The sequence below is a fragment of the Promicromonospora sp. NPDC023987 genome, from assembly GCF_040639055.1.
Classification (GTDB): domain Bacteria; phylum Actinomycetota; class Actinomycetes; order Actinomycetales; family Cellulomonadaceae; genus Promicromonospora.
Genome location: NZ_JBEZZF010000008.1, coordinates 102,985 through 129,735, shown reverse-complemented (window position 1 = coordinate 129,735; position 26,751 = coordinate 102,985). Strand labels below are relative to the sequence as shown.

Sequence of the window (26,751 nt, the reverse complement as noted above, 5' to 3'; positions counted from 1 at the left end):
GGATGGGATGAGATCGGTCGGATGATTGACCGATCTCATCCCATCCGACCGAACTCATCGCCGCCGCGGCGGGCCCGGCGGTTCAGTGCGGCAGCCAGACGACGGCGGCGAGCGCACCCAGGTAGAGGGCCTGCTCTACGAGGCGACGTCCGACGGGCGTGGCGGGCGCACCGCCGAACAGGACGCCACGCCGGGCCGCGGATATGTTGGCCGGTGTCATGGCGAGCGTGAGGAGCCCGAGGCAGATCGCGGCGGCGGGCGCCATCGCGGGCACGAGCAGGCCGACCGCGCCAGCCAGCTCCAGGACCCCCGTGCCCGCGACGAGCAGATCGGGGCGCGGGAGGCCGGGCGGCACCATGCGCTGGAGGTCCTGGCGTACGCGCGGTACGAGCCGGCCGGACGCGGCCAGGAGGTAGACGGCGGCGGCACCCACGCGGGCGGCGTCGTGCCACGAGTCGAGGGCAGGGACGGCGACGAGGCCGACCAGCCGCGCGACGGCTGTGACCCCGAGCAGGAGGACGGGGAGCGGTACGGGCATGACCAATCCGATCTTGACGGTGACTAGTTCACTCACCACACCATCCGGGCTGCTATCTTGTCAATGGCAAGATCGGCCACGAAGTGAGCGGCGAACAGGCGGAGCGGTATGAGCTATCACCATGGAGACCTGCGCCGGGCGATGACCACAGCCGCCGCGACGGCCGTCGCCGAGCAGGGCCCGGCGGGCCTCAGCCTGCGCGAGCTCGCCCGGCGCGCCGGGGTGTCCCACGCGGCCCCCGCCCACCACTTCGGCGACAAGGCCGGCGTGCTCACCGCGGTGGCGGCCGACGGGTTCACGCAGCTCGCCGTGGCCCTGACGGAGGCCGGCGACGACCTGCTCGCCGCGGGCCTCGCCTACGTGCGGTTCGCTGTCGACCACCCGGGGCACTTCGCCGTGATGTTCGACCGCAGCCTGCTGCACGCGGACGACGCGGAGCTGCGCACGGCCGAACGGGCGGCGTCGGACGCGCTGGCGGGGCTCGCGTCCGACGCCGACGCGGCCCGCGCCGCCTGGTCCGTGGCGCACGGCTTCGCGAGCCTGTGGCTATCGGGTGCGATCTCCGGGCCGGACGTCGGGGCGGCTGCCGAGCCCGTCCTGCGCCGGATGGCCGCGACGCCCTGACCCCCGCCCCGCCGCGCCGTCCGCCCCGCCCCGCCGCGCCGTCCGCCCCGCCGCGCCGTCTGCCCCAGTTGACCATGTACCTGCTGCCAGGCAGGGGCGTTTCGTGGCAGCAGGTACATGGTCAACTGGCCGGGATGGCCTCGGGCAGCCACGTCTGACCTGGGGAAAGTTTCAAAATGGCACAGTATGGGGCAGTATGCGTCATATCGCCTATCACCAGGGGAATATCGTGACCGCGAGCACCTCCGGGGCCGCAGCACCGTCGGACGCGTCCGGGTCCACGCCAGCTCTCGTCGCCTGCGACATCGAGGGGACGCTCGTCCGTGCCGGTCGTCGGCCCGCGCCGGCCGTCCTCGATGCGATAGCAGCGGTCCGTGCCGCCGGGCACCACCTGGTGGTCGCCACGGGACGGTCCCTGTCGAGCGCCGTGCAGGCGGCGCGCCGGCTCGGCATCCGTGACGGCTGGGTGGTCGCGGCGAACGGTGCGGTGACCGCACGGCTGCGGCCGGACGGCTACTCCATCACCGAGGTGGTCCCCCTCGACGCGCAGCCCGTGTGCCGGCTCGTCGCCAGGACTCGACCGGACCTGCGGCTCGCCGCCGAGGTGGTCGGGACCGGATATCGCGTCACCCGGCGGTTTCCCGAGGGGCAGCTCAGCGGGCACGAGGAGGTGACCCATACGGTCGACGGGCTCTGGACCCGGCCGACGCCCCGCGTGGTGGTCCACGGGCAGTGGGCCCGGCGGCTCGCGCCGGCGCTGCGCGAGGCCGGCGTCACCGCGATCCCGGCCCGTGTGGACTGGGTCGACGTCACGGCGCCAGGCACCACCAAGGCGACGGCGCTCGAGAGCATCCGCGTTGAGCTGGGCGTCGCGTCGTCGCGGACCGTCGCCATCGGTGACGGTGAGAACGATCTCGAGATGCTGGCGTGGGCCGCGGTGTCGATCGCGATGGGCCACGCTCCCGACGCGGTCCGCGCCGTCGCCGCGCGCGTCACGGGGACCGTGGACGAGGACGGCGCCGCCGACGCGCTCTTCGACGCGCTCCTGCTGCCGACCGGCTGAGCTGCACTCTCGCCGCGCCCCTGCCGCGCCGTTGGGTCAGGATGTGCGCATGGCGCACGTTCACTCGCACGGCTCGGCCGGCCCTGCGGCTCCACGCACGACGTTCCTCCTGGTCATCACCCTGGTCTCCGCGCTGCTCCTGACCCTGGCCGGCCTGTGGCTGCTCTGGCCGAACGCCGGTGACGTGCCCGACCGGGTGCCGGCCAAGGCCGAGGGCACGTCGTTCGTGGACGTGACGGTCACGGGCCCCGCCGACCCGGCCACCGGCAGCATCCCGGTCGAGCTGCCGAGCGGCGAGGCCTCCCGGATGCAGTCGCCCGGCCCGTCGGTACCGCTGGCCGACGGCGACCGCATCACCGCCGTCGACATCTCCCAGGTCTCGCAGGCCGGCGTCGATCCGCTCGTGTTCATGGACTACCAGCGCGAGCTGCCGATCGCGCTGCTGGCGGCCGTCTTCGCCGTCGTCGTGCTGCTGGTCGCGCGCTGGCGCGGGCTGGCCGCCATGGCCGGGCTCGGCATGGCGTTCGTCGTGCTCCTCGGGTTCACGATGCCCGCGCTGCTGGCGGGGGAGTCGGCGATCGGCGTGGCGCTGGTGACGTCCTCGCTGGTCATGTTCGTGACGCTGTACCTGGCGCACGGCCTGTCCGCCCGTACGTCGACGGCGTTGCTCGGCACGCTGGTCGGCCTCGGGCTCACCGCCCTGCTCGCCGCCTGGGCCTCGGGCGCGGCGCAGATCACGGGCACCACCGACGAGGCCTCCGCGTTCCTGCCCTCCAGCGCGCCGGGGGCGGACCTGCGCGGGATCGCGCTGTGCGGCATCGTCCTGGCCGGGATGGGCGTGCTGAACGACGTGACCATCACCCAGGCATCGGCGGTCTGGGAGCTGCGGGGCGTCGCGCCGGGGGCGTCGCGGGCGGAGCTGTTCACGCGGGCCATGCGGATCGGGCGCGACCACATCGCCTCGACCGTCTACACGATCGCCTTCGCCTACGTGGGCGCCTCGCTGCCGCTGCTGATGATGGTGTGGCTCGTGGACCAGTCGCCGGCCACCGCCCTGAGCTCCGGTGAGATCGCGGAGGAGGTGGTGCGCACGCTCGTCGGGTCGATCGGGCTCGTGCTCGCCATCCCGGTCACGACGGCGATCGCGACGCTCACCGTCCCGGGGCCGGCGGACCCGGCGGGAGGTCCGGCGGCGTACGAGCCGGCCTCCGACCCGGAGCTGATGGCGCCCGTGTCCGAGGCGTGGGCGGCCCGGCCGGCTTCCGAGGCATCGGCGACCTAGCGGGTGCGACGCTGTTGCCCACGTTCTGTTCCAGCGCCCGCAGGAGCGCCGTCGCGTCCTCGCGCTCGGACGGGTTCAGGGAGCCGGCCGTCGCCTGCTCGAGCCGTGCCCAGATCTCGGCGACGCGCGGCTGGAGCGCCCGGCTGGCGGGCGTGGGTTCCACGAGGGTGACCCGCCGGTCGTCGGGGCTGGGCCGACGGCGGACGAACCCGGCGCGCTCGAGCCGCTGGACCGTCCGGGTCATCGACGCCGAGTCCGTCGCGACGTACTCGGCCAGGTCCGTCTGTCGCTGCGGCCCGTGCTCCCACAGGAACATGAGCAGCAGCTCCTGGCCGGGGTGCAGCCCGAGGGGGCGCAGCAGGTCCGCGGCGAGCGCCCGGTGCGCCCGCGCGAGCGAGAACACCGCGAGGCTGAGCGGCCCGGTGACGAACGGGTTCGACTCACTGTCCGAGGCAGATGCCATGCGGTTCATCATAGAACTCCTCACCGAGGTGACCCGGTCGGGAATATTCGAGTGCGTTGAGACGGTTACCTGTCTCGAACAGCAAAGCGGATGCGAGGAGAGGAAGCACGATGCGAGCAGCAGTCTTTGACCAGTTCGGCGGACCGGAGGTCCTGCACCTGGGCGAGGTGCCGGAGCCCGAGGCGGGACCCGGCCAGGTCCGGGTGCGGGTCGAGGCCGTGGGCGTCAACGCGTTCGACGGGAAGGTCCGCTCGGGCGCCATGGAGGCCGTGTTCCGCACGCCGCTCCCCGGCGTGCCCGGCCTGGAGGTCGCGGGGATCGTGGACCAGGTAGGGGCCGACGTCGCCGGCATCACCGTCGGGGACCGGGTCACCGGCCCGGCGGGTCGCGGTGCCGCGGAGCTCGCCGTCCTCGACGTGTGGGCGCCGGTCCCCGAGGCTCTCGACGCCCCGCAGGCGGCGGCGCTGCCCGTGGTGAGCGAGACGTCCCGGCGCGCGCTGCGCATCCTCGACCTCAGGCCGGGGGAGACCCTCCTGGTGCACGGTGCGAGCGGCGGGGTCGGCGGGCTGGTGACCCAGCTCGCCGTCGCGTCCGGCGTGCACGTGATCGGCACCGCCTCTCCGGCCAACCAGGAGCGGGTCGCGTCCTACGGGGCGACGCCCACGACGTACGGCGAAGGGCTCGTCGAGCGGATCCGTGCGCTCACGCCCGCTGTCGACGCCGTGCTCGACGCCGCGGGCAGCGGCGTCCTGCCGGACAGCATCGAGCTGCGGGGCGGCACCGAACGCGTCCTGACCCTCGCCGACCCGGCGGCCTTCGCCCTCGGCGTCGAGTTCACCGAGCGGTCGGAGCACTCGGCCGAGGTGCTGGCCGGGGTCATCGACCTGGTGGCGCGCGGCGAGGTGTCGGTACCGGTCGCGAAGGTGCTGCCCCTGGCAGAGGCAGGGCGGGCGCAGAGCCTGGTCGACGACGGTCATGCGGGCGGCAAGGTGGTGCTCGTGCCGTGACGTGGCCCCGTGGCTGGGCTGGGTCGGCGGGACCGGGCCTACGGCCCTGACTCGTCGTACCGGGTACCGCGAGTCAGGGCCGGGGGCCGGCCTCGGTGACCAGGCTCTCGATCTCGGCGGTCAGCAAGCGCCCTCCGTCGAGCCCCATCGTGTCGAAGGCGCCCACGATCTCCAGGGACACGAGCCCGTGGACGCGGTACCAGGTGGACAGTGCCAGCCGGAGCGCCGGCGGCGCGGCCGCGGTGGGGACGCCGAGAGACGCGCCCCAGCGGGACAGCTCGTCGTCGAGCGCCGATGCGTCCGGCGCTCGGCCCGCACAGCTAGCACCGCCGACACGGCTGGCACCGCCGACACGGCTAGCACCGCCGGCACGGCTATCACCGCCCGCACCGCCGCCACCGCTAGCACTGCCGGCACCGCTGCCGGCACCGGCGTCGGCCGCGACCTCCTGGAGCGTCGTGACCAGGGCGAGCATGCTGCCGCTGATCGTGCTGACGCTCTCCAGCGGGTCCACCGCCTCGCGCCGGCTGCCGGTGAAGAGCATCGAGTACCGGCGCGGGTGGTCCAGCGCCCAGCGCCGCCAGGCGTGCGCGATGGCGGACAGCCGCTCCGGCGCCGGACGGTCCGCCGCCGCGCGGGCCGCGGCCGCTACGGCGGTGCCGAGGTCGGTGTACCCGGCCAGGACCAGGGCGTCGAGCAGCGCCTCCCGGGACGCGAAGTAGTGGTAGAGCGCGGGCGGCGTCATCCCCATCGCCTTGCCCACCGACGCGAGCGACAGGCCGTGCGCGCCGCCGGCGTCGACGAGCTCCAGCGCGGCCTGGACGATCTCGTCGACCGTCTGCCGTCGGAGCCGTTCGCGTCGGGTCGGTGGCCTGGTGTCGTCGTCGTCCACTGGCATCCCGTGAGCCTAGGCCGTGTCCCGGGACCGGCGCGCCTCCGGGTGCCTCAGAGCACCGCCCAGCCGAGCAGCCCCGCCGCGATCACCACGCCCCACGGCGGAGCCGACCACTTCGCCAGCGCGACGAACGCCGCGATAGCGACCGCCAGCGCGACCAGCGGCGCACCACGAACGCGTCGCGGAAATAGCCGAGGTGCGCCACCGGCCCGCCGAACGACGTCAGCCCGAGGCGCAGGAACACGACGAACACCTCGCGGGCCGGGCCGCCGCCCGGGACGGTGGGAGCGGGTGAGCCGGACGTCGACACGCCGGAGCCTTCAGAGGTCACACCCGGACGCTACCGGGACCGCCGTCGACCCGGCCCGCGCTGACCAGTTTCGTATCGTCCCGGCCCGCCGGGACCTACGCTGACCCGCATGGCACAGGAGGCGCAGCCGGTACAGGCACAGCGGGTCCAGGCGGAGCAGCTCCAGGCGGAGCTCGAGGCAGCTCAGGAGGCGACGTTCGAGCATGCGCGGCTCAGTACACGGCTCGGCGCGGCGCAGACGGTTTTCGTCGGCGCCCAGGCCGGCCTGGCTCAGGCCACGGAGGTGCTCGCCGGCGAGGCGGCGGACGTGCAGAAGCTCGAGGACTTCAGCCCCACCCTGATCTGGGCGACCATGCGCGGCAACCGGGACGAACGGCTCGAGACCGAGCGGGCAGAGCACCGGGCCGCCGAGTACCGGGTGGCCGCCGCGCAGGCCGCCGTGCGCAGCGCCGAGCGGGAGCGCTCAGCGGTCCGGGCCGCCCTGGACGGCCTGGGGGACGTCGCCGAGCGGCGGGCCGCGGCACTGGCCGCGAAGGAGGCCTGGGTGGTCGCCGCGGGGGCCGACGGCGCGGCGGAGCTCGGCCGGCTGGCGACGGAGGTCGGCGCGGCGCGCGTGGAGCTGGCCGAGCTGCGCGAGGTGGTCGGCGCGGCCGAGGGCGCCAGCAGCGCGCTGTCGGGCGCGGGGCGCCACCTGGACAGCGCGGGCAACTGGGCCACATATGACACGTTCGGCGGCGGCTTCCTCGCCGACATGATCAAGCGCCAGAAGATGGACCAGGCCGTGGACCTGATGCGGACCGCCGACGAGTCGCTGCGCGTCCTCTCGCGTGAGCTCGGCGACCTGGGGCGCGACGGCGTCGGCGGGATCGAGATCGGGGACCTCGTGGGGGCGTTCGACGTCTGGCTCGACGACATCTTCAGCGACTGGACGGTGATGAACCGCATCAGCGAGGCCCGCGACCGGGTCCGCGCGGCACTGGCCGCCGTCGGACAGGTGCACGAGGGTGCGGCCGGGCGGGCGGCGGCGCTGGAGGCGCGGCTCGTGGAGCTCGGCGCACGGCGCGAGCGGCTGCTGACGGGCGGCTGAGGGGCTGAGGGGCTGAGGGGCTGACGATGGTGGCCCTCGCCGGGGCCGTCCGGGCGGCCCGGCCGGGAACCGCCTACGGCGCGGCCCGGAACCGCCTACGGCGCGGCCCGGAACCGCCTACGGCGCGGCCCGGAACCGGCTACGGCGCGGCCCGGAACCGGCTGCGGCTCAGCCGGGAACCGCCTACGGCGCGGCCCGGAACCGGCTGCGGCTCAGCCGGCGCTCCAGCCCGGCAGCAGGCGCTCCAGGGCGTCGGCCAGCGGGATGGTGTCGCCGTCCTTGCCGCCCGCGCCCAGCAGCAGCGGCGGACGGCGCGGCTCCGGCCGGGTCCCGCGCACCCGGTCGAGCAGGCTGATCGGGGCGGTGAGCACGTAGAACTCGCCGTCGGTGCTGACGCCGGCGGTGCGGTCCACACGCAGGTACCAGCCCACGAGCGGCGTGCGGGCGGTGCCGCGGCCCCCGTACCCCTGGACCTGCAGGGGCACGGGCGCGAGCCCCGCGGTCCGGGCAGCGGCCACGAACTCGCGCAGCAGGGCCTCGGCCCGGGTGTGCTCGGCGTCCTGCCGGGCCTGCAGCCGCTCGCCCTGCAGCCGGACCGCCTCGGCCCGCTGCCTGGCCCACTGATCGTCGCGCATCGGGGCAGTCTGGCAGGGCAGGTGGGAGGGAGTAGTCGTGAGTTCGTCAGGTGGTCGGCATTCCGGGGTACCGATCACCTGACGAACTAACGACCACGCGCGGGCGCCACCGGCGCACCTACCCGGTCCCGCAGGAACTCCTCCCAGGTACGCAGGCCCACCAGCCGGTCCGGTGCGGTGCCCGCGCCCTCGCGCAGCGCCCTCGCGGCGCCGCCGGGCTGCCGGATCGACAGGATCGGGCGCCGCCGTCCCGCCGCGGTGAGGTATGTGCGCAGCAGGTCGCGCATCTCGTACACGCGCGGGCCGCCCATGTCGGGCACCAGGCCGGCGGGTTCGGCCAGCGCGAGCTCGACGAGCCGCTCCGCCACCTCGGCGGCCTCGACCGGCTGGATCCGGTACCCGCTGAACGACGGCGCGACCGGCAGCTTCGACAGGGCTTCGACGAGCGTCAGCACCAGGTCGTGGAACTGGGTGGCGCGCAGCGTGGTCCACGGCAGCCCGGACCGTTCCACGACGAGCTCGGCGGCCCGCTTCTCGGCGATGTACCCGAACGCGGCCCGGTCGACGCCGCTGGTCACCGGGACCCGGTCGGCGCCGACCACCGAGATGTACACCAGGTGCGGGGACCCGACGGCGGCGGCCGCCTCGACGAGGGTGCGGGTCTTGTCCCCGTCCCCCTTGTTGCTGCCGGCCAGGTGGAGGATCGTTCCCACCCCCGTCACGGCGGCGCCGACGCCGGTGCCAGTGCTCAGATCGGCGGTGACGTGCTCGACACCGGGCCGGGACTCGTGCGGCGTGCGGCTCAGGACGCGGACGTCCTGACCCGCGGCGCGCAGCAACGGCACGACGTGCCGGCCGAGCGTGCCGGTCCCGCCGGTGACGAGAATGGTTGCGGTCATGGCTCCTCCTTCTGCAGGAGACGGGGCTCCTGGTCACATCGGGCATCGCGCGCGGGTCAAGGGGTCGTGACCCGGGCGACGTCGGGGTCTTCACTGGCATGACACGCGGCAAGGGAGGAACGTGACAGCGATGAACGAACAGACGTGGTGGCGGGACAGCTTCGAGGAGCACCGGCCGCACCTGCGCGCGGTCGCCTACCGCATGCTGGGCTCGGTCAGCGAGGCGGAGGACGCCGTCCAGGACGCCTGGCTACGGGTCGAGCGCGCCGACACCGGGGCGGTCGAGAACATCGGGGGCTGGCTGACGACCGTCGTCTCGCGCGTGTGCCTCAACATGCTGCGGTCCCGGGGCACCCGGGGCGAGGTGCCGCTGGACGTCCGGGTCCCCGACCCGCTGGTCACGCCCGAGTCGGGTGCCGACCCGGAGACCGAGGCGGTGCTCGCCGACTCGGTCGGGCTGGCGCTGCTCGTGGTGCTGGAGCAGCTGGCTCCGGCGGAGCGGCTCGCCTTCGTGCTGCACGACACGTTCGGTGTGCCGTTCGCGGACATCGCGCCGATGATCGAGCGCACGCCCGAGGCCACGCGTCAGCTCGCGAGCCGCGCCCGGCGCCGCGTCAGGGGCTCCACCACGGCACCCGACTCCGACGTGCCGCGTCAGCGCGCGGTGGTGGACGCGTTCTTCGCCGCCGCGCGGGACGGTGACTTCGAGAGGCTCGTCGCCGTGCTGCACCCGGACGTCGTGCTGCGCGCGGAGGGCGCACACGGCCGGCCGACCGTCATCGCCGGGGCGCACGACGTCGCCTCGAGCGCGCCGATGTACTCGAAGCTCGCGCCGTTCGTGCGCCCGGTGCTCGTCAACGGGGCCGCCGGAGCACTCGTGCTGGTCGACGGCCGGGCGGTGTCCGTGCTGGCGTTCGTCGTCGTGGGCGGGCGGATCACGGAGATCGACGCGCTCTCGGACCCCGCACGCCTGGCCGCGCTCGACCTCTCCCGCGTCGTGCCCGTCGGGGACTGAGCCGGCGGCCGGACGGTGCGCGACGCGTCGTCTGCCGGCGGCGAGGTCGGGAGAACCCACGCCTCGCACGGGGGACAGCCGGATTCCTGCTGGAACGGCGTCCGGCCAGCATGGACGTATGACCGAAGCCACACGTCGCACGACCGGCCTGCCCGGATCGAACCGCGCCCTGCGCACCCGCGCGGTGACCCTCAGGACGCTGTCGGCCGCCGCGTTCGGGCTCGCAGTCCTGGCCGGGATCGCCGAGGGAGTCATCTCCGTCGGGGTCATCGTGGGGGACCGGGGCGCCGGCGGAGGCACCGGCGGGGCAGTCGACGCAGGCCTCGCCGCGCAGCTGGTGCTGCGCGGCGCGATCTTCGCCGTGGCGCTCACGTGCGCGTGGTTCCTGGCGCAGGGCCGCCGGTGGGCGTGGTGGGCGCTCCTGATCGGCCTCGGCCTGCTGGGCACGGCGTCGATGATGCTGCCGATGGCCTCCGACCTGGCGAACGGCGCCGACCTGTCCACGGCGCTCGGCGGCGACGTCTCGGCAGCCTTCCCGGTGGTCCGGGTGCTGCACCTCGGCTTCGTGCTGGCCGGCGTCGTCGCGATGCTGCACCCGGAGGTGCGCACCACCCTGTCGAAGCGCCGCTGACTGCGGACGCACCGGTACCCAGCGATTGCGCCCGAACCCGCCCCCCCGGCGGCCTCGGAGCTCGGGCCCGATCCCTGGGTACCGGCGCTACGTCCGGCGGTCCGGCGGGTCAGTGGTGGTGGTGGTCGCTCTTTCCCACCGGGGTGGCGCCCGGGCGGCTCCACTGGACGGCCGGGCGGCCACTGGTCGAGGCGTTTCCGCCGACGCCCTCGCCGTTCTCGTCCGCGCGCCAGAACCAGCCCGGAGCCTTGCTCTCCGGCCAGCCGTCCGGGTAGTCCTGCCAGGTCTCCCGGCGGCCCCGCACCGTCATGTCGAGCAGGGCGAGCGCGGGCATGGTCGCCTCCGACCCGCGGCCGGTCACCGAGCTGGTGAGGAATACCCGGTCGCCCTGGCGCAGGAAGCACACCCAGGTGCCGTCGTCGCCGCCACCCACGACGTCGTCCCCGGCGTCGAGGGCCGAGTACCAGTGCTGGGGGTACCCCATGAACTCGACGAACGGCGCGAGGTCGGCGTACGGCGCCTTCGCGAGCACGGCGAACGAGACGCCACGCGCCTTCAGGTAGGCCGGGTCCTGCACGGCCCAGTAGGTCAGGGTGCAGCCCTCGCACTGGTTCTCGAACGGCTCGCCCAGGTGCCACATGTGCTTGTAGACGACCAGCTCCTCGCGGCCCTCGAACAGGTCCAGCAGGGTGGTCGGTCCGTTCGGCCCCACGACGGTGACCGTCCCGTCGACCTCCGTCATGGGCAGCCGCCGTCGGGCCGCCGCGATCGCGTCTCCCTCGTGGGTGTGCGCCTTCTCGCGTACCAGCAGCTCGTCGCGGGCGGCCTGCCAGGCCGCCCGGTCGACGACGGGCGGGACGGCGGCCGGCTCGGTCCGGTCGGTGTGGCTCTCGTGCGTCGCGGTCATGGCGCTCTCCTCGTGGGTCCGCAGGTCTTCGTCAGTACTGACGACGGGCCGCACCGAAGGTCATCGGTCGGGCGTGCACGACTCCGGCGGGCGAACCGGGACCCGATCGACGGGCACCGCCGCTGCTACCGCAGCGCCGCGGCTCCGCTGCCGCTACCGCCGCCGCTACCGCAGCGCCGCCGAGACGATCTCCAGCGCCTCGGCCCGGCCGATGCCGAGCGCGCGCACCGTGTCCGCGAACGTGGACGCCGCGTCCTGCGCGAGGGAGAGGCGCTGGTCGCCGGCGGCGCTCACGAAGGTGCCGGCCCGGCCGCGGGTCTCGACAAGACCCGCCGCCTCCAGCTCCCGGTACGCGCGCGCGACGGTGTTGACCGCGATGCCGAGGTCCGCGGCCAGCGCCCGCACCGTCGGCAGCCGGGTACCGACCGGGAGCGTGCGGTCCGCCATCTGCTGGGCGAGGCTGGTGCGCACCTGCTCGAACGGCGGGACGGTGGAGTCGGCGTCGATGCTGATCACGCCAGCAACAGTACAAGCGCCGCCGCTCCCGCGAACCACGAGGGGAGGCCTGGTCAGTTCACCGGACGATGTGCCGCAGGGGTCGCCTTGGCCGGCGCACGGTGGTAGACATGTGGGACATTTCTGGAACATGGGGGGCACCATGGCTGAGCCGTACGAGATCAAGGACGACGCGGGGATCGTGCTGGAGGTGCTGGCGGCTGACGACGAACCGCAGGGCGAGACGATGAGCGAGACAACGGGCGAGACCGGCGGCCAGGCGCCGTCCGACATCGTGCCGACGGCGGCACCGGAGGCCGAGGCCCAGGCCGCACCGAGCATCGCGTCGCGGAGCTCGTGGGGCGCCCGCTACCCCGACGGCGACCTGACGCTGACCGGCCCGGCGGTCGAGGTCTTCGTGCACCACTCGGTCACGGCCCAGCTGTCCGCCGACGCGAGCATCGCCGCGGAGGCCGAGCAGATGCGGGCCCTGGAGAGCGTCGGCCAGTCGCGGTTCGGCACCGGGATCTCCTACAACGTGATCATCTTCCCGTCCGGCCGGGCATACCAGGGCGTGAGCTGGAACCGCCGGGGCACCCACACCGGCGGGCGCAACAGCACCTCGCGGTCCATCTGCTTCGCCGGCAACTACGAGACGAACACGCCGACCGCTGCGCAGATCTCGTCGGCCGCCGCCATCTACCGCGAGGGCAAGGACCGGTGGTGGACGCAGGGCGCCCCGTTGCGGGGACACCGCGACGTCTCGCAGACCGCCTGCCCCGGTCGGCACCTGTACGCGCGCATCGACGACATCCGCAGCGGCTCCGGTTCCACCCCGCCGAGCCCGGGGGAGCCCGGCGGCCTGCTCGTGGACGGCTTCTGGGGCTCGGCCACCACCACCAGGCTGCAGCAGGAGCTCGGCACCACCGTCGACGGTGTCGTCTCGTCGCAGAGCGCGTACTGGCGCGACAGGAACCCCGGGCTGACGACCGGCTGGGAGTGGGTCTCCGACGCCGACGGCTCCCGCGTGATCGCCGCCCTGCAGCGCCGGATCGGGATGGACTCCGGGCAGCGGGACGGCAAGATCGGCCCGCAGACGATCAGCGCCCTCCAGGAACACCTCGGCACGCCGGTCGACGGCGTGATCTCCCGCGAGTCCCAGGCGGTCATGGCACTGCAGCGGCGCCTGAACGCAGGACGGGTCTGAGCGCTGGGCGGCACGGCTCGCGAGGCGGGTTAGTCTCGCGACCATGACCGACGCCGCCCAGCGCCCCGCACCCGACCACCCGGCCGAGCCCAGCGCCCCGGACCCGATCCCCCTCGGGGCAGCGCCCCGGCCCACCGACGGCGCCGACCTGGCCGCCCGTGTCCGGACGGCGCTCGCGGACGAGCTCGGCGGCACCGCCGCCGGGCTGGACCGGGCATCGATCAGCACGGTGCTCGACGGCGCCTCCGTCACGTCGGCGGACCTCGACCTGTCCGGTGTCGTGGTCCGCACCGACGGTGCGGCGAGGCCGGCGGGCGTCGACACGCGGTGGCGCCCTGAGATCATCCGGCGCGAGCCGGGAACGCTGCGGCGGCTGCGCGTGGACGCGCACCGGATCGTGGCGGTGGACCTGCCCGTCGATGTCACCGCGGAGCTCGAGGGCCTGCGGTTCGAGTGGGTCGAGGGTTCCGACGGCCGCGTCGGGGTCCTTCCGGTGGAGCCGACGGAGGAGCACCCGGTCTCCGGCCACGCCCGTGTCGCCGTCGACAAGGCCGGCCTGGTGGCGACGGCCCGAGGGCTGCTGACCGTCGTCCTGCTGCAGCAGGGCATCACCCTGACGGGGCTGGACGTGGACCTGGTCTCGAAGGGCCCCCGGTCGGCCGTGCTCCGGGTCGACGCCGCGATCAAGAGGGGCATGTTCCTGTCCGCGCGGGTGCAGGCGACGGCGTCGGTCAGTGTGGACGCGTCGATGGTGCTCGCGGTCCGGGACGTCCAGCTCGCGAGCGGCAACCCGCTGGTGGCAGCGCTGCTGGGCACCATCCGTGGCCGGGTCGAGGCCGCGACGAGCCGGGACATCGATCTCGCCGAGAAGCTGCCGGCCGGCGTCCGGCTGGCGGACGTGCGGCTGGACGTCGGCCAGGAGCTCGTGGTGACGGCCCGGCTGGCCTGACGGCGACACCCTAACCGTCAACCTCAGGTTGAACCTTGTCCACCCCTCGACCTCAGCCTGAGGCTGAGCCGGGGTGGGATTTCGGGTGGTCGGTAGAACGTCAGGAGGTCGGCATTCCGGGGTGCCGATCACCTGACGTTCTACCGACCACATGGGCCCGGGGGCAACCAGGTTCATTACTGCGCATGGGACATGCGGTACATTCCGCCTAAACAACACGGCGCGCTACCTGTGTCGCGCCCAGAATCCCCCGGGGAGCCATGACAGTCACGACGACCACCCAGTCGGAGCGCCTGGTCGACCTGGACGACCTCACCCCGCTCACCGAGACCACTACCAGCGCCGATCCCGCGCGCGTGTACGAACGGCTGCGTGCCCGGTGGGGCAACGTCGCGCCAGTGCTCCTGGAGCCCGGTGTGCCGGCCTGGCTGGTGCTGGGCCACCGCGAGCTCGTCACGGTGCTGCGCAACGAGAGCCTGTTCGCGCGGGACTCGCGCAACTGGGGCCTGCTCGCTGACGGCACGGTCCGTCCCGACAGCGGCGTCGGCGGGGTCCTGGCCCCGCGCGACGGCATCTACTACGTGGACGGCCTACGGCACCGGCACCTGCGCCGTCTCATCGACGACGCGTTCGAGAGCATCGACGAGCACCGGCTCGCGGCGATCGTCGAGCAGTGGTGCGGGCTCGCGCTGGACCGGCTGCTCGCCAAGGGCGAGGCCGACCTCGTGAACGACTACGCCCGCGCCGTGCCGCTCCTGGTGATGTCCACGATCTTCGGGCTCGAGGCCGAGCAGGCGCGGGACATGCTGAGCCACGCCCAGCGTGTGTTCCAGGCCAAGGGCGCGGCCGGCGGCGAGGCGCTCAATGCCCAGCGGAGCCTCATCGCGGACCTGATCGCCAGCCGCCGTGCCGAGCCGTCGGACGACCTGACCTCCGCGATCCTGCGCCACCCGAGCCGGCCCACCGACGTCGACGCGCAGAGCGCCGTCTCGGCGACCCTCATCCTGGGCAGCGAGTTCGAGGTCGCGTGGATCACCCAGGCGCTGCGCCTGCGGCTCACTGACCCCCGGTTCGACGGGCGCTCCGGTGGGCGGCTCTCGGCGTCGGACACCCTGGAGGCCGCGCTCGGCTCGGCGCCACCCGCGACCAACACCGGGCCCCGCTTCGCCCTGGCGGACACGACGCTCGGCGGCCGCAAGATCTGGGCCGGCGACGCCGTGGTACCGGGGATCCTTGGCGCGAGCGCGGAGTCGCGTGCCTCCGACGACGACATCTGGCTCGAGTCCGGCAACCTCTCCTACCTCACGTGGGGTGCCGGGCCGCACGCGTGCCCCGCGCGACGCCCTGCCACCGTGATCGCGCAGGTGGCGGTCGGCGCCGCGCTGCGCCGCCTCGGCGGCGTCGCGCTGACCGTCCCGCCCGAGGAGCTGCGTGCCACGGGAACGCTCTGGTCGTCCGTGCCGCAGACGCTCCCCGTCAGGTTCGAGGAGCACCGCCCGGCGCGGTGAGCGCGAGGATCTCCGGCACCACCACTCCCCACGCGATCCGCGGCGGGTACTGGTGCCCCACCCCGGACAGCAGCACCAGCCGCGCGCCCCGGACCGCTGCGGCGAGCGCCGCGCCGTGCTCCGGCGGGAACAGCGGGTCGTCCTCGCCGTGCAGCACCAGGGTCGGCGCGACGACGTCGGCGAGCGTGCCGCGCAGCGGACTGCTCTCGACCAGGAAGTGGTTGGCGGCCGCTGCCGGGTCGATGGACCGCTCCGCGACGCGGCGCGCCGTCGCGAGCGAGGCCGCCGCGTCGTAGCCCGGCCCGGCGAACGCCCGCTCGCCCTCGACAAGATGCCGGATGACGGCGTCCGGGTCGCCCCAGTCGGGGTCCGGCGGCGGGTCGTCGAAGAGGGCACGGGCCTCCGGGGAGGGACCGGGCAGGCCGGGACCGCCCGGTTCGTCGGCCGGGCCCGGGTCGCCGCCCGTGAGCGGGCTCGTCGACATCAGCGTCAGCGACGCCACACGGTCCGGGTGCTCGATCGCCGCCTGCTGCGCGATCCCACCGCCCATCGACACCCCGACCAGGTGCGCGCGCCCCACTCCCAGCGCGTCGAGCAGCCGCACCGGGTCGCCCGCCAGGTCGTCCCCGCTGTACGACGGCGCCCCCGGCGGGTCGGTCCGGGACCGCCCGGTGTCGCGGTGGTCGTAGCGGACGACGAAACGGCCGGGGCCGCGAGGCGAGTCGCCGTCGGCCAGCGCCCGGCAGAAGTCGTCGTGCCACCAGTCCATGGCGCTCGCGATCCCGCCGATCAGGAGGATCGCCGGGTCGGCCGGGTCGCCGAAGGTCTCGGCGCACAGCCGTGCGCCCGATACGTCGAGCAGAGTCTCGGTCATGACTGTCCGACCTGTCGGCCGCCGCCAACTCATCGCTCCCGTCCCGTCGTGTTGAGTGCGGGCTTTCTGTCGGGTCGGAGCCGCCCTGCCAACAGATGGCCCGCACTCAAGCGGACCCTGGGCCTCCGGGCGCGACCCCGACGCTCGGCACGGGATCGCCGGCGTGTCGCGTGCCGTGCGTAGGGGTCGCACACCGCGGCCGTGCCCGGCCGATAGGCTGCGGCGGTGCAGCTGACCCGGCCCGACCTCGCGCGCATCCTGGAACGTTCGGTCGCCGAGCGCCCGACGGCCGACCCCGGCTGGCTGGACGCGCCGCCCGCGCGGGCCCGCGTGCTGCGGGAGCGGGTGGTGCTCGGCCCGGACGCGTCCGTCGCCGCGACCGCCGACGCGCTGTTCGGCTGGCGTATCCACCGGGGTGCCGGGCTGACCATCGCACCGACCGGGCCCGCGGCGGCGGGCGTGACCGTGGTGCAGGCGGTCCGTGCCGGCCCGTTCTGGTTCGCCGCGCCGTGCCGGGTGGTCGACGCCGTCCGCGAGCCCGACCTGGCGGGCTTCACCTACGCGACGCTGCCCCACCACCCGGAGACCGGGGTCGAGTCGTTCCGGGTGGTCCGCGAGGGGGACCGGGTCGCCTTCGAGATCCACGCCGTGGCCCGGCACGACTTCTGGGGCTCCCGGATCCTGCCGCTGATCGCCCACCGGGTCCAGGACCGTGTCACGCGCGGGTACCTGACCAGCGCCGAGGGCTGAGGCCGCCGCCCTAGCGCGGGAACTCGGCCAGGAAGTCCGTGACGAGCGTCGTGATCTCGTCGGGGCGTTCCAGGTTCGGCAGGTGGCCGGCCCAGCCGAGCTGGGTGTGCTTGGCGCCCGGGACGTGCCCGGCGAGGTGGTTCGCGACAGCGCGGAAGTGGTCGAGGTCCTGGCCGCCGGAGACGATCAGGGTGTGGGCGGTGATCGCCTCCAGGTCGATGTCGGGTCCGGCGTTCTGGTGGATGTCCTCCCCGGCGCCGAGCTGGACCTGGAACGCGTGGCGCTGCATCGTGCGCAGCAGCTCGCGGGCGTCGTCGTCGGCGTCGGGCCCGAGCCACGTGGCGACGTTGAGCTCGGTCGCGCCGTCGATGTCACCGGCGTCGAGCAGCGCGTCCTCGCGCCGGGCGAACCGCTGCAGGGAGCGCGTGGCAGGCAGGGCGAGGGCGGAGTTCACCAGGACCAGGTGGGACACGAGGTCCGGCCACTCGGAAGCGACCTGGAGCGCCACGTTCCCGCCCGACGACGCCCCGACGATCGCGACCGGCCGCTCGCCCAGGGAGCTGAGCAGAGCCTTCACGTCGCCCGCGTTGTCGAACGGCTCGCTGGTCAGGGGCGTGTCGCCGTAGCCCCGCAGGTCGCACCGGATCACGCGGTGCGACCGGGCGAGCGGCGCCCGCTGCGCGGCCCACATCCGGGAGTCGGCCACGCCGGCGTGCAGGAGCAGGACGGCAGGGCCCGAGCCTGTCGTGTCACCCGTCGTGTCATGGCTGAGAATCATCCGCCGACCGTAACCGGGGCGACGGAGAAGTGGCCAGCGCATTCGGTGGACTCCAGTGCGGGCGACGGGTAAGATCGAACACATGTACGAATCAACGGAAGGTCAGGAGTCCGGCGGGGCCGGCGCGCAGGCGCTGAGGTCGCCCGTCGACGCTGCGTTGGCGACGCTGCTCGACGCGCTGTTCGCCGGCCCCCGGGTCACGTACGCGCCGGTCGGGGAGTCGCCCACGTACTACGGAGGCCATCGCCACGGCAGGCCGAGGCACCGGCGCTTCGTGCTGCGCGCCGGTGCCGACCTCGACGATCCGCGCTGAGCCCGTCCGACATCGGGCTACACGACGACGGCGACCACCGCGGCCACCAGGGCGAGCGCGATGCCGACCCAGGCGAACGTGGTGGCGGTCGCCGCCTTCCTGGTGGCGGCGTCCGCGGCCTCCCGTGCCGCTGACGCCGCCGTCGAGGCGGAGTCGGCGGCAGCCTGGGCCGCCACCGCGACGGCGCGGGCTGCGTCGAGGTCGGTGCGCAGCGTGCCGGTGGTCGAGCTGAGCTCGTCGATCAGCCCCTGCAGCCGCTCCGCCTCCCGGCGCGCGGCGCCCGCGGTCTGCTCTGCCGAGGTGGCGAGCTCTGTCGAGGCCTGCTCCCGCACCTGCTCGATGGCCTGCGTGAGCGCCTGCTCCCGTGTCTTCTCCTGTGCGGCGCCCTGCGCGGCGACGAGCTCGCGCAGCTCGGTGCCCTGTTCCTTGAGGGCGACGGTGAGCTCGGCGCGCACCTCTTCCGGGGTCAGAGGCTTGTCCGGCTTGGCGAGGTAGGCGTCGGCCCACGTGCGGCGGGACCGGCTCGGTCTGCCCGCCTGCCCGGCACCGTCGACGACCGCCTCCTTCTCCTCGTCGCTGAGACGGTCGAGCGCCTCTGCTGCCGCCTTGACCGCCGGCGGCGTCTCGACCGGGGTCTTGGCGCCCTTGGGCGTCGTTCCCTGGGGTGTCATCGGCGTCTTGGCCCCCTTGGGTGCCGCGGCGGCTGCCACGGGTGCGGCGTAGTCGGCGTCCTCGTTGTCGCTCGACGCTGACTCGGGAATCTTGATGGGCTTCGTCAACAGAGCCCGGAGGCGGTCCATCCGCTCGGTCTTCTCGCCGCCCTCGGTCGGAGGCGCGTCGCTGTCACTGCTCATGTGCGAAACGTACTGCTCTGCCCGTTCTAGGTCGACTACCTCGGCGGGAGTGGCGTTCTACTCGTGCCGACGCTTCACCCTGTGTGCCTAGGTAGGCGAGGCGGTCATCTGTTCCCAGAGGTTCCTCAAGGCGGACACCTCGGCCTCGAGAGACTCCACGTTGGCCGTGTCCAGATGCGGTAGTCGGAGGACACCGTCGGTGGCGGTGTGGACGAAGACACGCTGACCGAGCTTGGGACTGCCCTTGATCTCGAACTCCTGGACGTCGTGCCAAGCGGTCCGGCGGGTCTTGAAGAGGGTCCGCGTCTCGATGTGGTCAGGGGTCGTGACCGTCGCGCTGCGCTCGTTGGCGAGGTAGCCGAAGAGCAGCGCAGCGACCACGGCCAGGCTCAATGGCATCCAGAGCGCCGACGCCTGTCCGTATCGCACCAGCGTGATGACGTTGACGATCAGGATGGCCCCGAAGATGGCACCACCGATCAACCAGGTCGGGTAGAGCCGTCGAATCGCAGACCCTGCCCGGTATGCCGGAAAACCGCGGTCGCTCTCCATGACGGCAGGTTAGTCGGGTCGAGCGGCACTCCACCAGGGCCACCTGCGAGCCGCACCCCGGGCGGAGCCGAGCAGGGCGCCACCGAGCAGCACCGGGACGCCGAAGGTCAGGACCTCGGCCCAGCCGAGCTCGAGCGCCATCGTGACCAGGTAGACGAACAGCAGTCCAGCGGCGGCCTTGCCGACCCAGCGCCACCAGATGCCCGCCAGCAGCAGGCCGCCGAGGGTCACCTCGGCGACCGTCGCAGTGACCGCCGGCACCTGGGGCCACGGCCACCACGGTGTCAGGGACTCGGTGTAGTCGACGAAACGCCCCCAGCTTCCCCACGAGGCCCCGCCTGTGCCGGGCTCGCCGAAGAGGCCGAACCGGTCGCCCACGGCCGCCAGGAAGTCCAGCCCCAACAGGGCGCTGCCGGCGCGCGCGGCCCACCAGGCGACCGGGCGGCCAGGCGTGATGATCGATGACACCGCCACGGCCACGTAGACGACGACGAGCGTCGTCGTCACCGGCCCGAGCGTGCCGTCGTGCGCGAGCACCCAGAGCAGTGTCGCCGCTGCCCCGCCCCGACCCAGATGAGGCCGCCGATCCAGCGGGGCCTGTCCATCGCTTCCATGAGAGCCCCTCAATTTGGTACGGTGCCTGACTATCCGGACTCTAGGAGGCCTGAGGAGAATTGGTCAAGCACCTGACTAACCCGCTGCGGGAGCGTCCCCTTCCACTCGGGAGTCTGCTCAGCGCGGCTGCGCAACGGCTGACGGCCAAGCTCGACCGCGAGCTCGCCGCTGCTGGCTTCGCCGACCTGCGCTCGCACCACACACCGCTGTTCATGGTCATCGACCCCGCCGGGACGCGGCCGAGCGACCTGGCGCGGCGGGCACACCTGACGAAGCAGGCGATGGGAGAGCAGCTCACGTACCTGCTCGACCGCGGTTACCTCGAGCGGCTCCCGGACCCGAGCGACGGACGGGCCAAGCTCGTCCGGCTCACCGAGCGAGGGTGGGCGGCGGTCGCCGCGGGCGAGGCGGTCGTCAACGCGTTCGACGCCTGGTTGGACGACGAGGTGGGCGCCGACCAGGTGCAGGCGACCAGGAGGCTGCTGGGGCATGTCATCGAGCACTCACCGTGAGCGTCTGAAACCCCGCGAGCCAGCCCCTCAAGCATCGGGCTGGTCATCGGGTCTCCTCGTCTGGATGGCCGGTAGCGACCAGGACCGCGGTGTCCACCCGAAGTCCCCGGTCGTTCTCGGGAATGTCCCGAACTGACTGATCGACGCGGACCGTCGCGGCCCGTGTCCGGGCTCGCCGGCGCGGGCACGGCGGCCGTCGGCGTGTGTTTACGACCTCATCCTGAGGAGTAGCCACCGCCGCAATTGGCTTGACCCTTACGTTGCGTCAGGGGGAACGCTGAACGGGTGAGCACGACATCGACCGACCAGACCGAACGAGGCAGCACCCCACGTGGCGAGGGCGATGCCCTGATCGACCGCCGGGAACACCCGCTCGCTCGTCGCGTGACCGATGTCCTGCGCTCCAGGAACCAGGGCCGCAACCTCTTCCTGATCGATGACGAGGAGAACATCCTCCAGGCTGTTCGAGCGGGTGTGCGGCTGGACAGCCTCTTCCTCAGCGACACGGCGCGAGCCGACGACGCGGCCGCAGCCGCGCGACGCGCAGGCATTCCGGTCTACCGGCTCCCCGACGCGGTGAGCAAGGACCTCTTCGGCGTGGAGAGGCACGCGCGAGTCTTCGCCATCGCTCGCGATCCTCGTCGCGCGACGCTCGGGGACCTCGTCGACCGGTCCGGGGACGTCGTCGTGCTCGACGGAGTTCGTCTTGCGGGAAACATCGGCGCGATCACCCGAACCGCCCGCGCGCTCGGCGCCGCCGGGATCGTCCTGCTCGACAGCGGGATGAACAGCGTCCTCGACCGCAGGCTCATCCGTGCCAGCCGCGGCCTCGTGTTCACTCTTCCTGTCGTCCTCAGCAAACCGGCTGAGCTTCAGCGGCACCTCAGGGAGCAGGAGATTCCCCTCGTCACCCTCGCCGCTGACGGCACCGAGCACCTGGAAGACATCAGCCATATCCCCGGCCGGGTCGCACTGGTGATGGGCAGCGAGCGAACAGGTGCGTCTCGCCGGCTGAACGAGGTAGCCACCCACAAGCTCGCCATCCCGATGGTGCCGGAGGTGGAGTCGCTCAACGTCTCCGTCGCGACGGCGCTGGCACTGTGGGAGCGACGCCGCGCTCGCAGCGGTCCGTCGTCGGGATGAAGCGTTGCCTGTGCGGCGGTCGGACCGCCGCGCACAGATCACAGGGCCCGGGCGACGTCCCGGACGAGGGCGGGCGTGCGCCATCGTCCGACCAGGGCGAACCACCGCGCCACCGGATAGGACAGCCGCGTCACGAAGTAGTTCACGTATTCGAGGACCCCGAACGTCCAGACGAGCAGACACAGCACCAGGGCGCCCGCCCTCGGGCCAGTCAGCAGCATCCCGGCGAGACATGCGGCGAGCAGAAGCGGGTTCAGCAGGCGGAGTGCGCGATAGACCAGTGCGAGGCCGCGCGGCATCCCGGTGCGTTTCGCACCCGGCAGCCAGGAGCGTGCGGCCAGCCAGTATGCGCTGCCCTGCAGCAGGATGACCAGCAACGGCGTCATTGCCCACCACAGTGCCCGCCCGCCGCCGTCGCCGAGCCGGTTGGCCACCATCGGCTGCACGACGACGAAGACGGCCACCGCAGCCAGCTCACCCACGCCGAGGCTCAGGTACGTGCGGCGCAGCTGTGCCTTGCCACCAGCTCTGTCGATCACGCGTGCCAGCGTACGGGCCAGTGCAGATGACAGACCCTTGACACGGTATCGGTCGACCCCCATCCTACTTTTGTCCGTATCGCGGCAGAAGTCGCATGATCTTCGCTATAAATCGACAAAGTCGTCAATCGGAGCAGCCATGCAGATCTCACTACACTCGCCTCGCGCGCGGCGCCTCAGCGCGGCACTGACGGGCGGCGCTCTCCTCGCGGGCGTGCTCGCCGTGCCTCCGGCCGTCGCAGCCCCCTCCACCGTCGCAGCACCCGCACCGACCAGCACAGCGGCCGGAGCATGCGGAGAGGGTGACGGGCTCCCCGACTCCAAGATCTCCATCCAGCTGTACACGCACGTCGGTGAGCTCGGTTCCGGGACACCCGCCCCCGAGACGATCGACCGCGTGCTCGGCGAGGTGGCCGACGCCGGCTTCACCAACGTCGAGCCGTACGACCAGCCCTACTCGATGCCGGTCGACGAGTACCAGGCGATCCTCGACAGGCACGGCCTCGAGGTTTCCTCGAGCCACGGCAGCACGAGCTGGGACACGTGGCCCGAGACCGTCGACTACGCCGTCGCACTGGGCCAGGACTACATCGGCACCGGCGGCATGGCGGGGAACTACGGCACCTACGAGGAAGCGCTCGCGACCGCGGCGTACGTCAACAAGCTCGGCCAGTACGCGCACGAGAACGGCGCGAACAAGATCGTGCTGCACAACCACCAGAGCGAGTTCACCACGCGGTACCCCCACCCGGAGACGGGCGAGATGGTCAGCGCCTGGCAGGTCATCGAGGAGAACACCGACCCGCGCTACGTCACGTTCGAGCTCGACGTCGGCTGGGCCGCGGACGCCGGCATCGACGTCCCGGCGTGGATCGAGCAGTACGGGGACCGCATCGAGCTCCTCCACGTCAAGGACGCCGTGAACGTCGACGCCGACGGCGACATGAGACAGGTCGCCCTCGGCAGCGGTGACATGGACCTTCCGGCCATCATCGCCGCGGCCGAGCCGTACGTGGAGTACTACACGTACGAGTGGGACTGGGCGCCGTCGTTCGAGACCTCGGCGGAGTCCTACCAGTACCTGCGCTGCTACCTGGCCGAGGAGGGCGCCGACGAGTGCACCGACGAGGGCGAGTCGCTGGCGCTGGGCCGGCCGGTGACGACGTCGAGCATCGACGACCCCGCCCGCACCGGCGAGATGGCGGTGGACGGCAACGCGGGCACGCGGTGGGGCAGCGGGTGGAGCGAGCCGGAGTGGATCGCGGTGGACCTCGGCGCGAGCTACGACCTCAGCCGCGTCGTGATCGACTGGGAGACCGCGTTCGCGTCGGGGTACGAGATCCAGACCTCACCGGACGGCGAGACCTGGACCACGGTGCACACGGTCACCGACGGTGACGGCTTCTTCGACGAGCTGGAGGTCTCGGCCACGGGCGAGTACGTGCGCCTCTACGCGACCGAGCGCGCGACGCAGTGGGGCTTCTCCCTCTATGAGCTCGAGATCTACGGCACACCGAGCGGCGGTGAGCCGACGCCGGAGCCCGTGGCTCGCGGCGCAGGTTACTGGTCGTCGGAGTATCGCCAGGTCAAGAACCCGGACTACACGACCGACGAGCTGTTGTGCTTCCTCATCAGCACGCGCGCGCAGAGCGACGTGTTCGACGAGGTGGTCGACCTGACCACGGTGGACGACGCCGTGCAGGTGCTGTGGGCGCGCAACCACGACGAGTGGGTCGACGTCGTCGACCGGCAGCTGCTCGGTGTGTGGCTCAACGTCGCGGCGGGCTCGGTCTCCCTGGAGGACCCGCTCGCCGGGGGCGGCACGGTCGGCGACCTGCTGCTCGCCGTCGAGGCCGCGCGCCTCGACGCGGGCGCGACGCCGGCCGACCTCAAGGAGTACAAGGGCGCGCTGGAGACGGTGAGCGTCCAGCACTGATCGGGAAGGACCTCAGCCGGGGGTCGGGGCGCGCTCGTCGAGGCGCACCCCGGCCCCCAGCAGCGTCCAGGCCCGTGCGCCGTGCGCCCAGGCATTCGTCACCGGTGGCCGGCGGCGGCGCAGCTGATGCAAGTGCGGGCCGTGGGCCGGGCCAGCAGCCGGTCGCGTGCGACTGGTTGTCCGCAGCGTTCGCAGTAGCCGTAGTCGCCGGCGGTGATCCTCGCGAGCGCCGCGTCCACGTCGGCCAGGTGGCTCCTGGCCGAAGCGAGCAGCGTGCTCGCCTGTGCGCGCTCGAAGGCGATCGTCGACCCTTCGGGGTCGTGCTCGTCGTCGGACGCGGTGAGCTGCGACGCCTCCACCATCGAGGCAATGTTGCCGGAAAGAGAGGAGATCAGATCGGCTGTGCGCTCGCGGTCGGCGAGCAACAGCCTGTGGATCTCAGTGATCGGAGGCATTCTCCCACCGCCTTCCGCACGGGTCTCGGGCCCGTTGCCTCATTGGCTCACACCAGTTCGACACCGTCGGCCTGCGGTCCCCGGTCGCTCTGACGCACCTTGAAGCGGACCCGATCGCCTTCTTCCAGGAACTCGGTGCCCCGCAGGACCGACACGTGCACGAACAGGTCCGCGCCCCCGGCATCGGGGGTGATGAAGCCGAATCCGCGGTCCGCGTCGTAGCGTGCGACGGTGCCCTCACCTCCGCGCACAGGCCCGCCGGATGCCGAGGGACGGCTCGACCGACCGCGGTCCGCTGCCGCGCGCGGGCTCCTGGAGCCGCGCACGAGCTGCACGTTACGAGCGTTGGGCCCCTTGTCGCCGTCGACGACGTCGTAGGTCACGCGCACACCCTCGGAGAGCTCGGTCAACCCCGAGCCCAGCGCACTGACGTGGACGAAGACGTCCTCGCCACCCGAGTCGGGAGCGACGAACCCGAAGCCCTTGGTGTCGTCGTACCAGGACACCGTGCCGTCCGCGCCGTCTGAGGACACGGCATGCCGGCCGGCCTCCGCCCCGAGCGGGAGCAGGTGGTCCGCCTGCGGCCCCTTCTCGCCGTCGACGACGAGGAACGCCACCCGCTGCCCCTCCGAGATCACACCGCCCCCGACGATGGCCGAGCTATGCACGAAGACTTCGCCGCGACCGCCGTCGGGCGTGACGAAGCCGTATCCCTTGGCCGGCTCGTACCAGGTGACGGTGCCGAGCACGCCCACGGGCGCGTCGGCGGCCCGGTCGCCCGTGACACGGACGCGGCGCGCCTGCGGGCCACGGTCACCCTCGACCACCTCGAACTCGACGGCCTGCCCCTCGCGGAGCAGCTTCGGTCCGTCGTCGCCGACGATCTCGGACGCATGCACGAACAGGTCCTCGGCCTCGTTCCCGAGGTCGATGAAGCCGAACCCTCGGTCGGCGTCGAACCATCGGACAGTTCCCTGGGGCACCTAAGACTCCTCATCTCGGCAGACATTGCTGTCGTCCAGTGTCCCCGACTGAGCAGCAGGCGGGGGTCCAGCCGTTCCGCCGTAGCCGCTGTCCCTGCCGCTGCCGCTGCCGGACAGGGTCCGCTTCCAGAATGCAGCTGGGCACGGTTCGCCCGCCGGAACCGTGCCCAGCTGCATTCTGGAAGCGGACCTTCTCATTCTCCAGCTCAGCGCTGCCGCGCCCTGTGCTGGGCGATCGAGACGTCGAGGCCGTGCGCGATCATCGTCAGCGCCTCGGCGAAGTCGTCGCCGCCGGGGGAGTCCGCACGCGCATCTCTGACGCTCGAGGTGGCCGGCTCCTCCAGCAGCCCGAGCTGACCAGCGGCCAGACGTTGCTGCTCGTGGAAGGTGAAGCCGACGACGAAGTGCATGACCGCCTCCGCGGCCACCTCGGCCAGCGGGGCGGGAACACCGTGCAGGCGAGCGACGTCCAGGAGCTTCGCCCGCACGGGTGGGCTCACGAGTCCGAGGGCGAGCGAGCTCGACACCAGCTCGGACGCATCCCGGTGGGCGAGCAGGCACTCGCGCATGCGCGCGCCCACCGTGCGCACGGCTTCGTGCATGGGCATGCCGTCGAGCGGCACCTCGACCATCGGCGCGAGGATTCGCTCGCTGACCGAGGCGAGAAGCGTCTGCTTGTTCGGGAAGTGCCAGTACAGGGCGCTCGGCTGGACGCCGAGGGCGGTCGCCAGGTGCCGCATCGTCAGATAGGGCAGGCCCTGCTCGTCCAGGAGGTGCAGGGCCATGTCGGAAACGTCGTCGCGACTGCGTCGAAGCGAGGTTCCCGGGGCTGGCATGCTGCCACTATAGTGACCCGAACACTGTTCAGGTGAACGGTGTTCAGGTAGGAGGTCAAACAGGTGCCCATCGAACACGGTGCGCGGCGTCGGGCG

At 72.8% G+C, this 26,751-nt stretch carries 30 protein-coding genes and 2 pseudogenes; 15 read left to right on the top strand and 17 right to left on the bottom strand.

The features are described 5' to 3' along the window. Positions 1–82: 82 nt before the first annotated feature. Complete coding sequence (locus AB0F40_RS06400) at positions 83–538, bottom strand: DoxX family membrane protein (protein WP_357465290.1); 456 nt, start codon at positions 536–538, stop codon at positions 83–85. 108 nt (positions 539–646) lie between these two features. On the opposite strand from AB0F40_RS06400, the gene AB0F40_RS06395 reads away from it, so the two are divergent. The 3 genes from AB0F40_RS06395 (at position 647) to AB0F40_RS06385 (ending at position 3,507) form a co-directional block, all read left to right on the top strand. Then, positions 647–1,162 carry a TetR/AcrR family transcriptional regulator gene (locus tag AB0F40_RS06395; protein ID WP_357465289.1) on the top strand — a complete coding sequence of 172 codons (516 nt, stop codon included), beginning with the start codon at positions 647–649 and terminating at the stop codon, positions 1,160–1,162. Positions 1,163–1,391: 229 nt separating this feature from the next. After that, entirely contained in the window at positions 1,392–2,225 is an 834-nt protein-coding gene (locus AB0F40_RS06390; protein WP_357465288.1) for an HAD family hydrolase, read from the top strand. 49 nt (positions 2,226–2,274) lie between these two features. Continuing rightward, entirely contained in the window at positions 2,275–3,507 is a 1,233-nt protein-coding gene (locus AB0F40_RS06385) for a YibE/F family protein (protein WP_357465287.1), read from the top strand. Between the two features lie 157 nt (positions 3,508–3,664). Here AB0F40_RS06385 and AB0F40_RS06380 read toward each other — a convergent pair. Next, positions 3,665–3,970 (bottom strand): annotated as a pseudogene (locus AB0F40_RS06380) (MarR family transcriptional regulator); the annotation flags it as partial. 110 nt (positions 3,971–4,080) lie between these two features. On the opposite strand from AB0F40_RS06380, the gene AB0F40_RS06375 reads away from it, so the two are divergent. Then, entirely contained in the window at positions 4,081–4,977 is an 897-nt protein-coding gene (locus tag AB0F40_RS06375; protein WP_357465286.1) for an NADP-dependent oxidoreductase, read from the top strand. Between the two features lie 73 nt (positions 4,978–5,050). Here the strand turns inward: AB0F40_RS06375 and AB0F40_RS06370 are convergent, their stop codons facing one another. Further along, on the bottom strand, positions 5,051–5,875 hold the full coding sequence (locus tag AB0F40_RS06370; protein WP_357465285.1) for a TetR/AcrR family transcriptional regulator: 825 nt from the start codon (positions 5,873–5,875) through the stop codon (positions 5,051–5,053). A gap of 139 nt (positions 5,876–6,014) precedes the next feature. Next, positions 6,015–6,125, bottom strand: a pseudogene (locus AB0F40_RS06365) (chromate transporter); the annotation flags it as partial. Between the two features lie 166 nt (positions 6,126–6,291). Here AB0F40_RS06365 and AB0F40_RS06360 point away from each other — a divergent pair. Further along, positions 6,292–7,269 carry a hypothetical protein gene (locus AB0F40_RS06360; protein WP_357465284.1) on the top strand — a complete coding sequence of 326 codons (978 nt, stop codon included), beginning with the start codon at positions 6,292–6,294 and terminating at the stop codon, positions 7,267–7,269. Between the two features lie 212 nt (positions 7,270–7,481). On the opposite strand, the gene AB0F40_RS06355 is transcribed toward AB0F40_RS06360, so the two are convergent. Together AB0F40_RS06355 and AB0F40_RS06350 are read right to left on the bottom strand one after the other, a co-directional pair. Beyond that, positions 7,482–7,904 carry a hypothetical protein gene (locus AB0F40_RS06355; RefSeq protein WP_357465283.1) on the bottom strand — a complete coding sequence of 141 codons (423 nt, stop codon included), beginning with the start codon at positions 7,902–7,904 and terminating at the stop codon, positions 7,482–7,484. Positions 7,905–7,990: 86 nt separating this feature from the next. Next, on the bottom strand, positions 7,991–8,803 hold the full coding sequence (locus AB0F40_RS06350) for an NAD(P)H-binding protein (protein WP_357465282.1): 813 nt from the start codon (positions 8,801–8,803) through the stop codon (positions 7,991–7,993). A 130-nt stretch (positions 8,804–8,933) separates the two neighbouring features. Between AB0F40_RS06350 and AB0F40_RS06345 the strand changes: the two genes are divergently transcribed. Together AB0F40_RS06345 and AB0F40_RS06340 are read left to right on the top strand one after the other, a co-directional pair. After that, positions 8,934–9,818, top strand: a complete 885-nt coding sequence (locus AB0F40_RS06345) for a sigma-70 family RNA polymerase sigma factor (RefSeq protein WP_357465281.1) — start codon at positions 8,934–8,936, stop codon at positions 9,816–9,818. Positions 9,819–9,936: 118 nt separating this feature from the next. Then, a complete protein-coding gene (locus AB0F40_RS06340; protein ID WP_357465280.1) occupies positions 9,937–10,449 on the top strand; it encodes a hypothetical protein in 513 nt (170 codons plus the stop codon). Positions 10,450–10,558: 109 nt separating this feature from the next. Here the strand turns inward: AB0F40_RS06340 and AB0F40_RS06335 are convergent, their stop codons facing one another. Together AB0F40_RS06335 and AB0F40_RS06330 are read right to left on the bottom strand one after the other, a co-directional pair. Continuing rightward, positions 10,559–11,356, bottom strand: a complete 798-nt coding sequence (locus AB0F40_RS06335; protein WP_357465279.1) for a DUF899 family protein — start codon at positions 11,354–11,356, stop codon at positions 10,559–10,561. A 165-nt stretch (positions 11,357–11,521) separates the two neighbouring features. Then, positions 11,522–11,872, bottom strand: a complete 351-nt coding sequence (locus AB0F40_RS06330; RefSeq protein WP_357465278.1) for a GntR family transcriptional regulator — start codon at positions 11,870–11,872, stop codon at positions 11,522–11,524. A gap of 142 nt (positions 11,873–12,014) precedes the next feature. Between AB0F40_RS06330 and AB0F40_RS06325 the strand changes: the two genes are divergently transcribed. From AB0F40_RS06325 to AB0F40_RS06315, 3 genes are all read left to right on the top strand, one after another. Further along, the gene (locus AB0F40_RS06325) at positions 12,015–13,058 is read left to right on the top strand and encodes an N-acetylmuramoyl-L-alanine amidase (RefSeq protein WP_357465277.1); all 1,044 of its coding nucleotides are present in this window, start codon (positions 12,015–12,017) and stop codon (positions 13,056–13,058) included. 43 nt (positions 13,059–13,101) lie between these two features. Then, on the top strand, positions 13,102–14,007 hold the full coding sequence (locus AB0F40_RS06320) for a hypothetical protein (RefSeq protein WP_357465276.1): 906 nt from the start codon (positions 13,102–13,104) through the stop codon (positions 14,005–14,007). A 260-nt stretch (positions 14,008–14,267) separates the two neighbouring features. After that, positions 14,268–15,515: a hypothetical protein gene (locus tag AB0F40_RS06315; protein WP_357465275.1), complete on the top strand. Its 1,248-nt coding sequence runs from the start codon at positions 14,268–14,270 to the stop codon at positions 15,513–15,515. On the opposite strand, the gene AB0F40_RS06310 is transcribed toward AB0F40_RS06315, so the two are convergent. Beyond that, positions 15,484–16,389: an alpha/beta hydrolase gene (locus tag AB0F40_RS06310; protein ID WP_357465274.1), complete on the bottom strand. Its 906-nt coding sequence runs from the start codon at positions 16,387–16,389 to the stop codon at positions 15,484–15,486. The two genes, AB0F40_RS06315 and AB0F40_RS06310, sit on opposite strands and share 32 nt — an antisense overlap. 225 nt (positions 16,390–16,614) lie before the next feature. Between AB0F40_RS06310 and AB0F40_RS06305 the strand changes: the two genes are divergently transcribed. After that, positions 16,615–17,139 carry a DUF1990 domain-containing protein gene (locus AB0F40_RS06305; RefSeq protein WP_357465273.1) on the top strand — a complete coding sequence of 175 codons (525 nt, stop codon included), beginning with the start codon at positions 16,615–16,617 and terminating at the stop codon, positions 17,137–17,139. Between the two features lie 10 nt (positions 17,140–17,149). On the opposite strand, the gene AB0F40_RS06300 is transcribed toward AB0F40_RS06305, so the two are convergent. Next, positions 17,150–17,917: an alpha/beta fold hydrolase gene (locus AB0F40_RS06300; RefSeq protein ID WP_357465272.1), complete on the bottom strand. Its 768-nt coding sequence runs from the start codon at positions 17,915–17,917 to the stop codon at positions 17,150–17,152. 82 nt (positions 17,918–17,999) lie between these two features. On the opposite strand from AB0F40_RS06300, the gene AB0F40_RS06295 reads away from it, so the two are divergent. Beyond that, positions 18,000–18,230 carry a hypothetical protein gene (locus AB0F40_RS06295; RefSeq protein WP_357465271.1) on the top strand — a complete coding sequence of 77 codons (231 nt, stop codon included), beginning with the start codon at positions 18,000–18,002 and terminating at the stop codon, positions 18,228–18,230. Between the two features lie 17 nt (positions 18,231–18,247). Here the strand turns inward: AB0F40_RS06295 and AB0F40_RS06290 are convergent, their stop codons facing one another. The 3 genes from AB0F40_RS06290 to AB0F40_RS06280 form a co-directional block, all read right to left on the bottom strand. Next, positions 18,248–19,084, bottom strand: coding sequence for a hypothetical protein (locus tag AB0F40_RS06290; RefSeq protein ID WP_357465270.1), 837 nt, complete (start codon positions 19,082–19,084; stop codon positions 18,248–18,250). Positions 19,085–19,171: 87 nt separating this feature from the next. Then, positions 19,172–19,636 (bottom strand): PH domain-containing protein, encoded by a 465-nt coding sequence (locus AB0F40_RS06285; RefSeq protein WP_357465269.1) that lies wholly within the window; start codon positions 19,634–19,636, stop codon positions 19,172–19,174. A gap of 9 nt (positions 19,637–19,645) precedes the next feature. Further along, positions 19,646–20,173 carry a hypothetical protein gene (locus tag AB0F40_RS06280; RefSeq protein ID WP_357465268.1) on the bottom strand — a complete coding sequence of 176 codons (528 nt, stop codon included), beginning with the start codon at positions 20,171–20,173 and terminating at the stop codon, positions 19,646–19,648. Positions 20,174–20,310: 137 nt separating this feature from the next. Here AB0F40_RS06280 and AB0F40_RS06275 point away from each other — a divergent pair, with 137 nt between their 5' ends. Both AB0F40_RS06275 and AB0F40_RS06270 read left to right on the top strand, forming a co-directional pair. Further along, positions 20,311–20,763 carry a MarR family transcriptional regulator gene (locus AB0F40_RS06275; RefSeq protein WP_357465267.1) on the top strand — a complete coding sequence of 151 codons (453 nt, stop codon included), beginning with the start codon at positions 20,311–20,313 and terminating at the stop codon, positions 20,761–20,763. Positions 20,764–21,048: 285 nt separating this feature from the next. Continuing rightward, positions 21,049–21,906, top strand: a complete 858-nt coding sequence (locus AB0F40_RS06270) for a TrmH family RNA methyltransferase (protein ID WP_357465266.1) — start codon at positions 21,049–21,051, stop codon at positions 21,904–21,906. Positions 21,907–21,944: 38 nt separating this feature from the next. On the opposite strand, the gene AB0F40_RS06265 is transcribed toward AB0F40_RS06270, so the two are convergent. Continuing rightward, on the bottom strand, positions 21,945–22,445 hold the full coding sequence (locus tag AB0F40_RS06265; RefSeq protein WP_357465265.1) for a hypothetical protein: 501 nt from the start codon (positions 22,443–22,445) through the stop codon (positions 21,945–21,947). Positions 22,446–22,584: 139 nt separating this feature from the next. Between AB0F40_RS06265 and AB0F40_RS06260 the strand changes: the two genes are divergently transcribed. Continuing rightward, positions 22,585–24,381: a discoidin domain-containing protein gene (locus AB0F40_RS06260; protein ID WP_357465264.1), complete on the top strand. Its 1,797-nt coding sequence runs from the start codon at positions 22,585–22,587 to the stop codon at positions 24,379–24,381. 98 nt (positions 24,382–24,479) lie between these two features. On the opposite strand, the gene AB0F40_RS06255 is transcribed toward AB0F40_RS06260, so the two are convergent. The 3 genes from AB0F40_RS06255 to AB0F40_RS06245 form a co-directional block, all read right to left on the bottom strand. Beyond that, entirely contained in the window at positions 24,480–24,836 is a 357-nt protein-coding gene (locus tag AB0F40_RS06255) for a TraR/DksA family transcriptional regulator (RefSeq protein WP_357465263.1), read from the bottom strand. 47 nt (positions 24,837–24,883) lie between these two features. Then, positions 24,884–25,819 (bottom strand): cold shock domain-containing protein, encoded by a 936-nt coding sequence (locus AB0F40_RS06250; protein ID WP_357465262.1) that lies wholly within the window; start codon positions 25,817–25,819, stop codon positions 24,884–24,886. Between the two features lie 206 nt (positions 25,820–26,025). Next, positions 26,026–26,604: a TetR family transcriptional regulator gene (locus tag AB0F40_RS06245; protein ID WP_357465261.1), complete on the bottom strand. Its 579-nt coding sequence runs from the start codon at positions 26,602–26,604 to the stop codon at positions 26,026–26,028. Positions 26,605–26,751 lie beyond the last annotated feature (147 nt).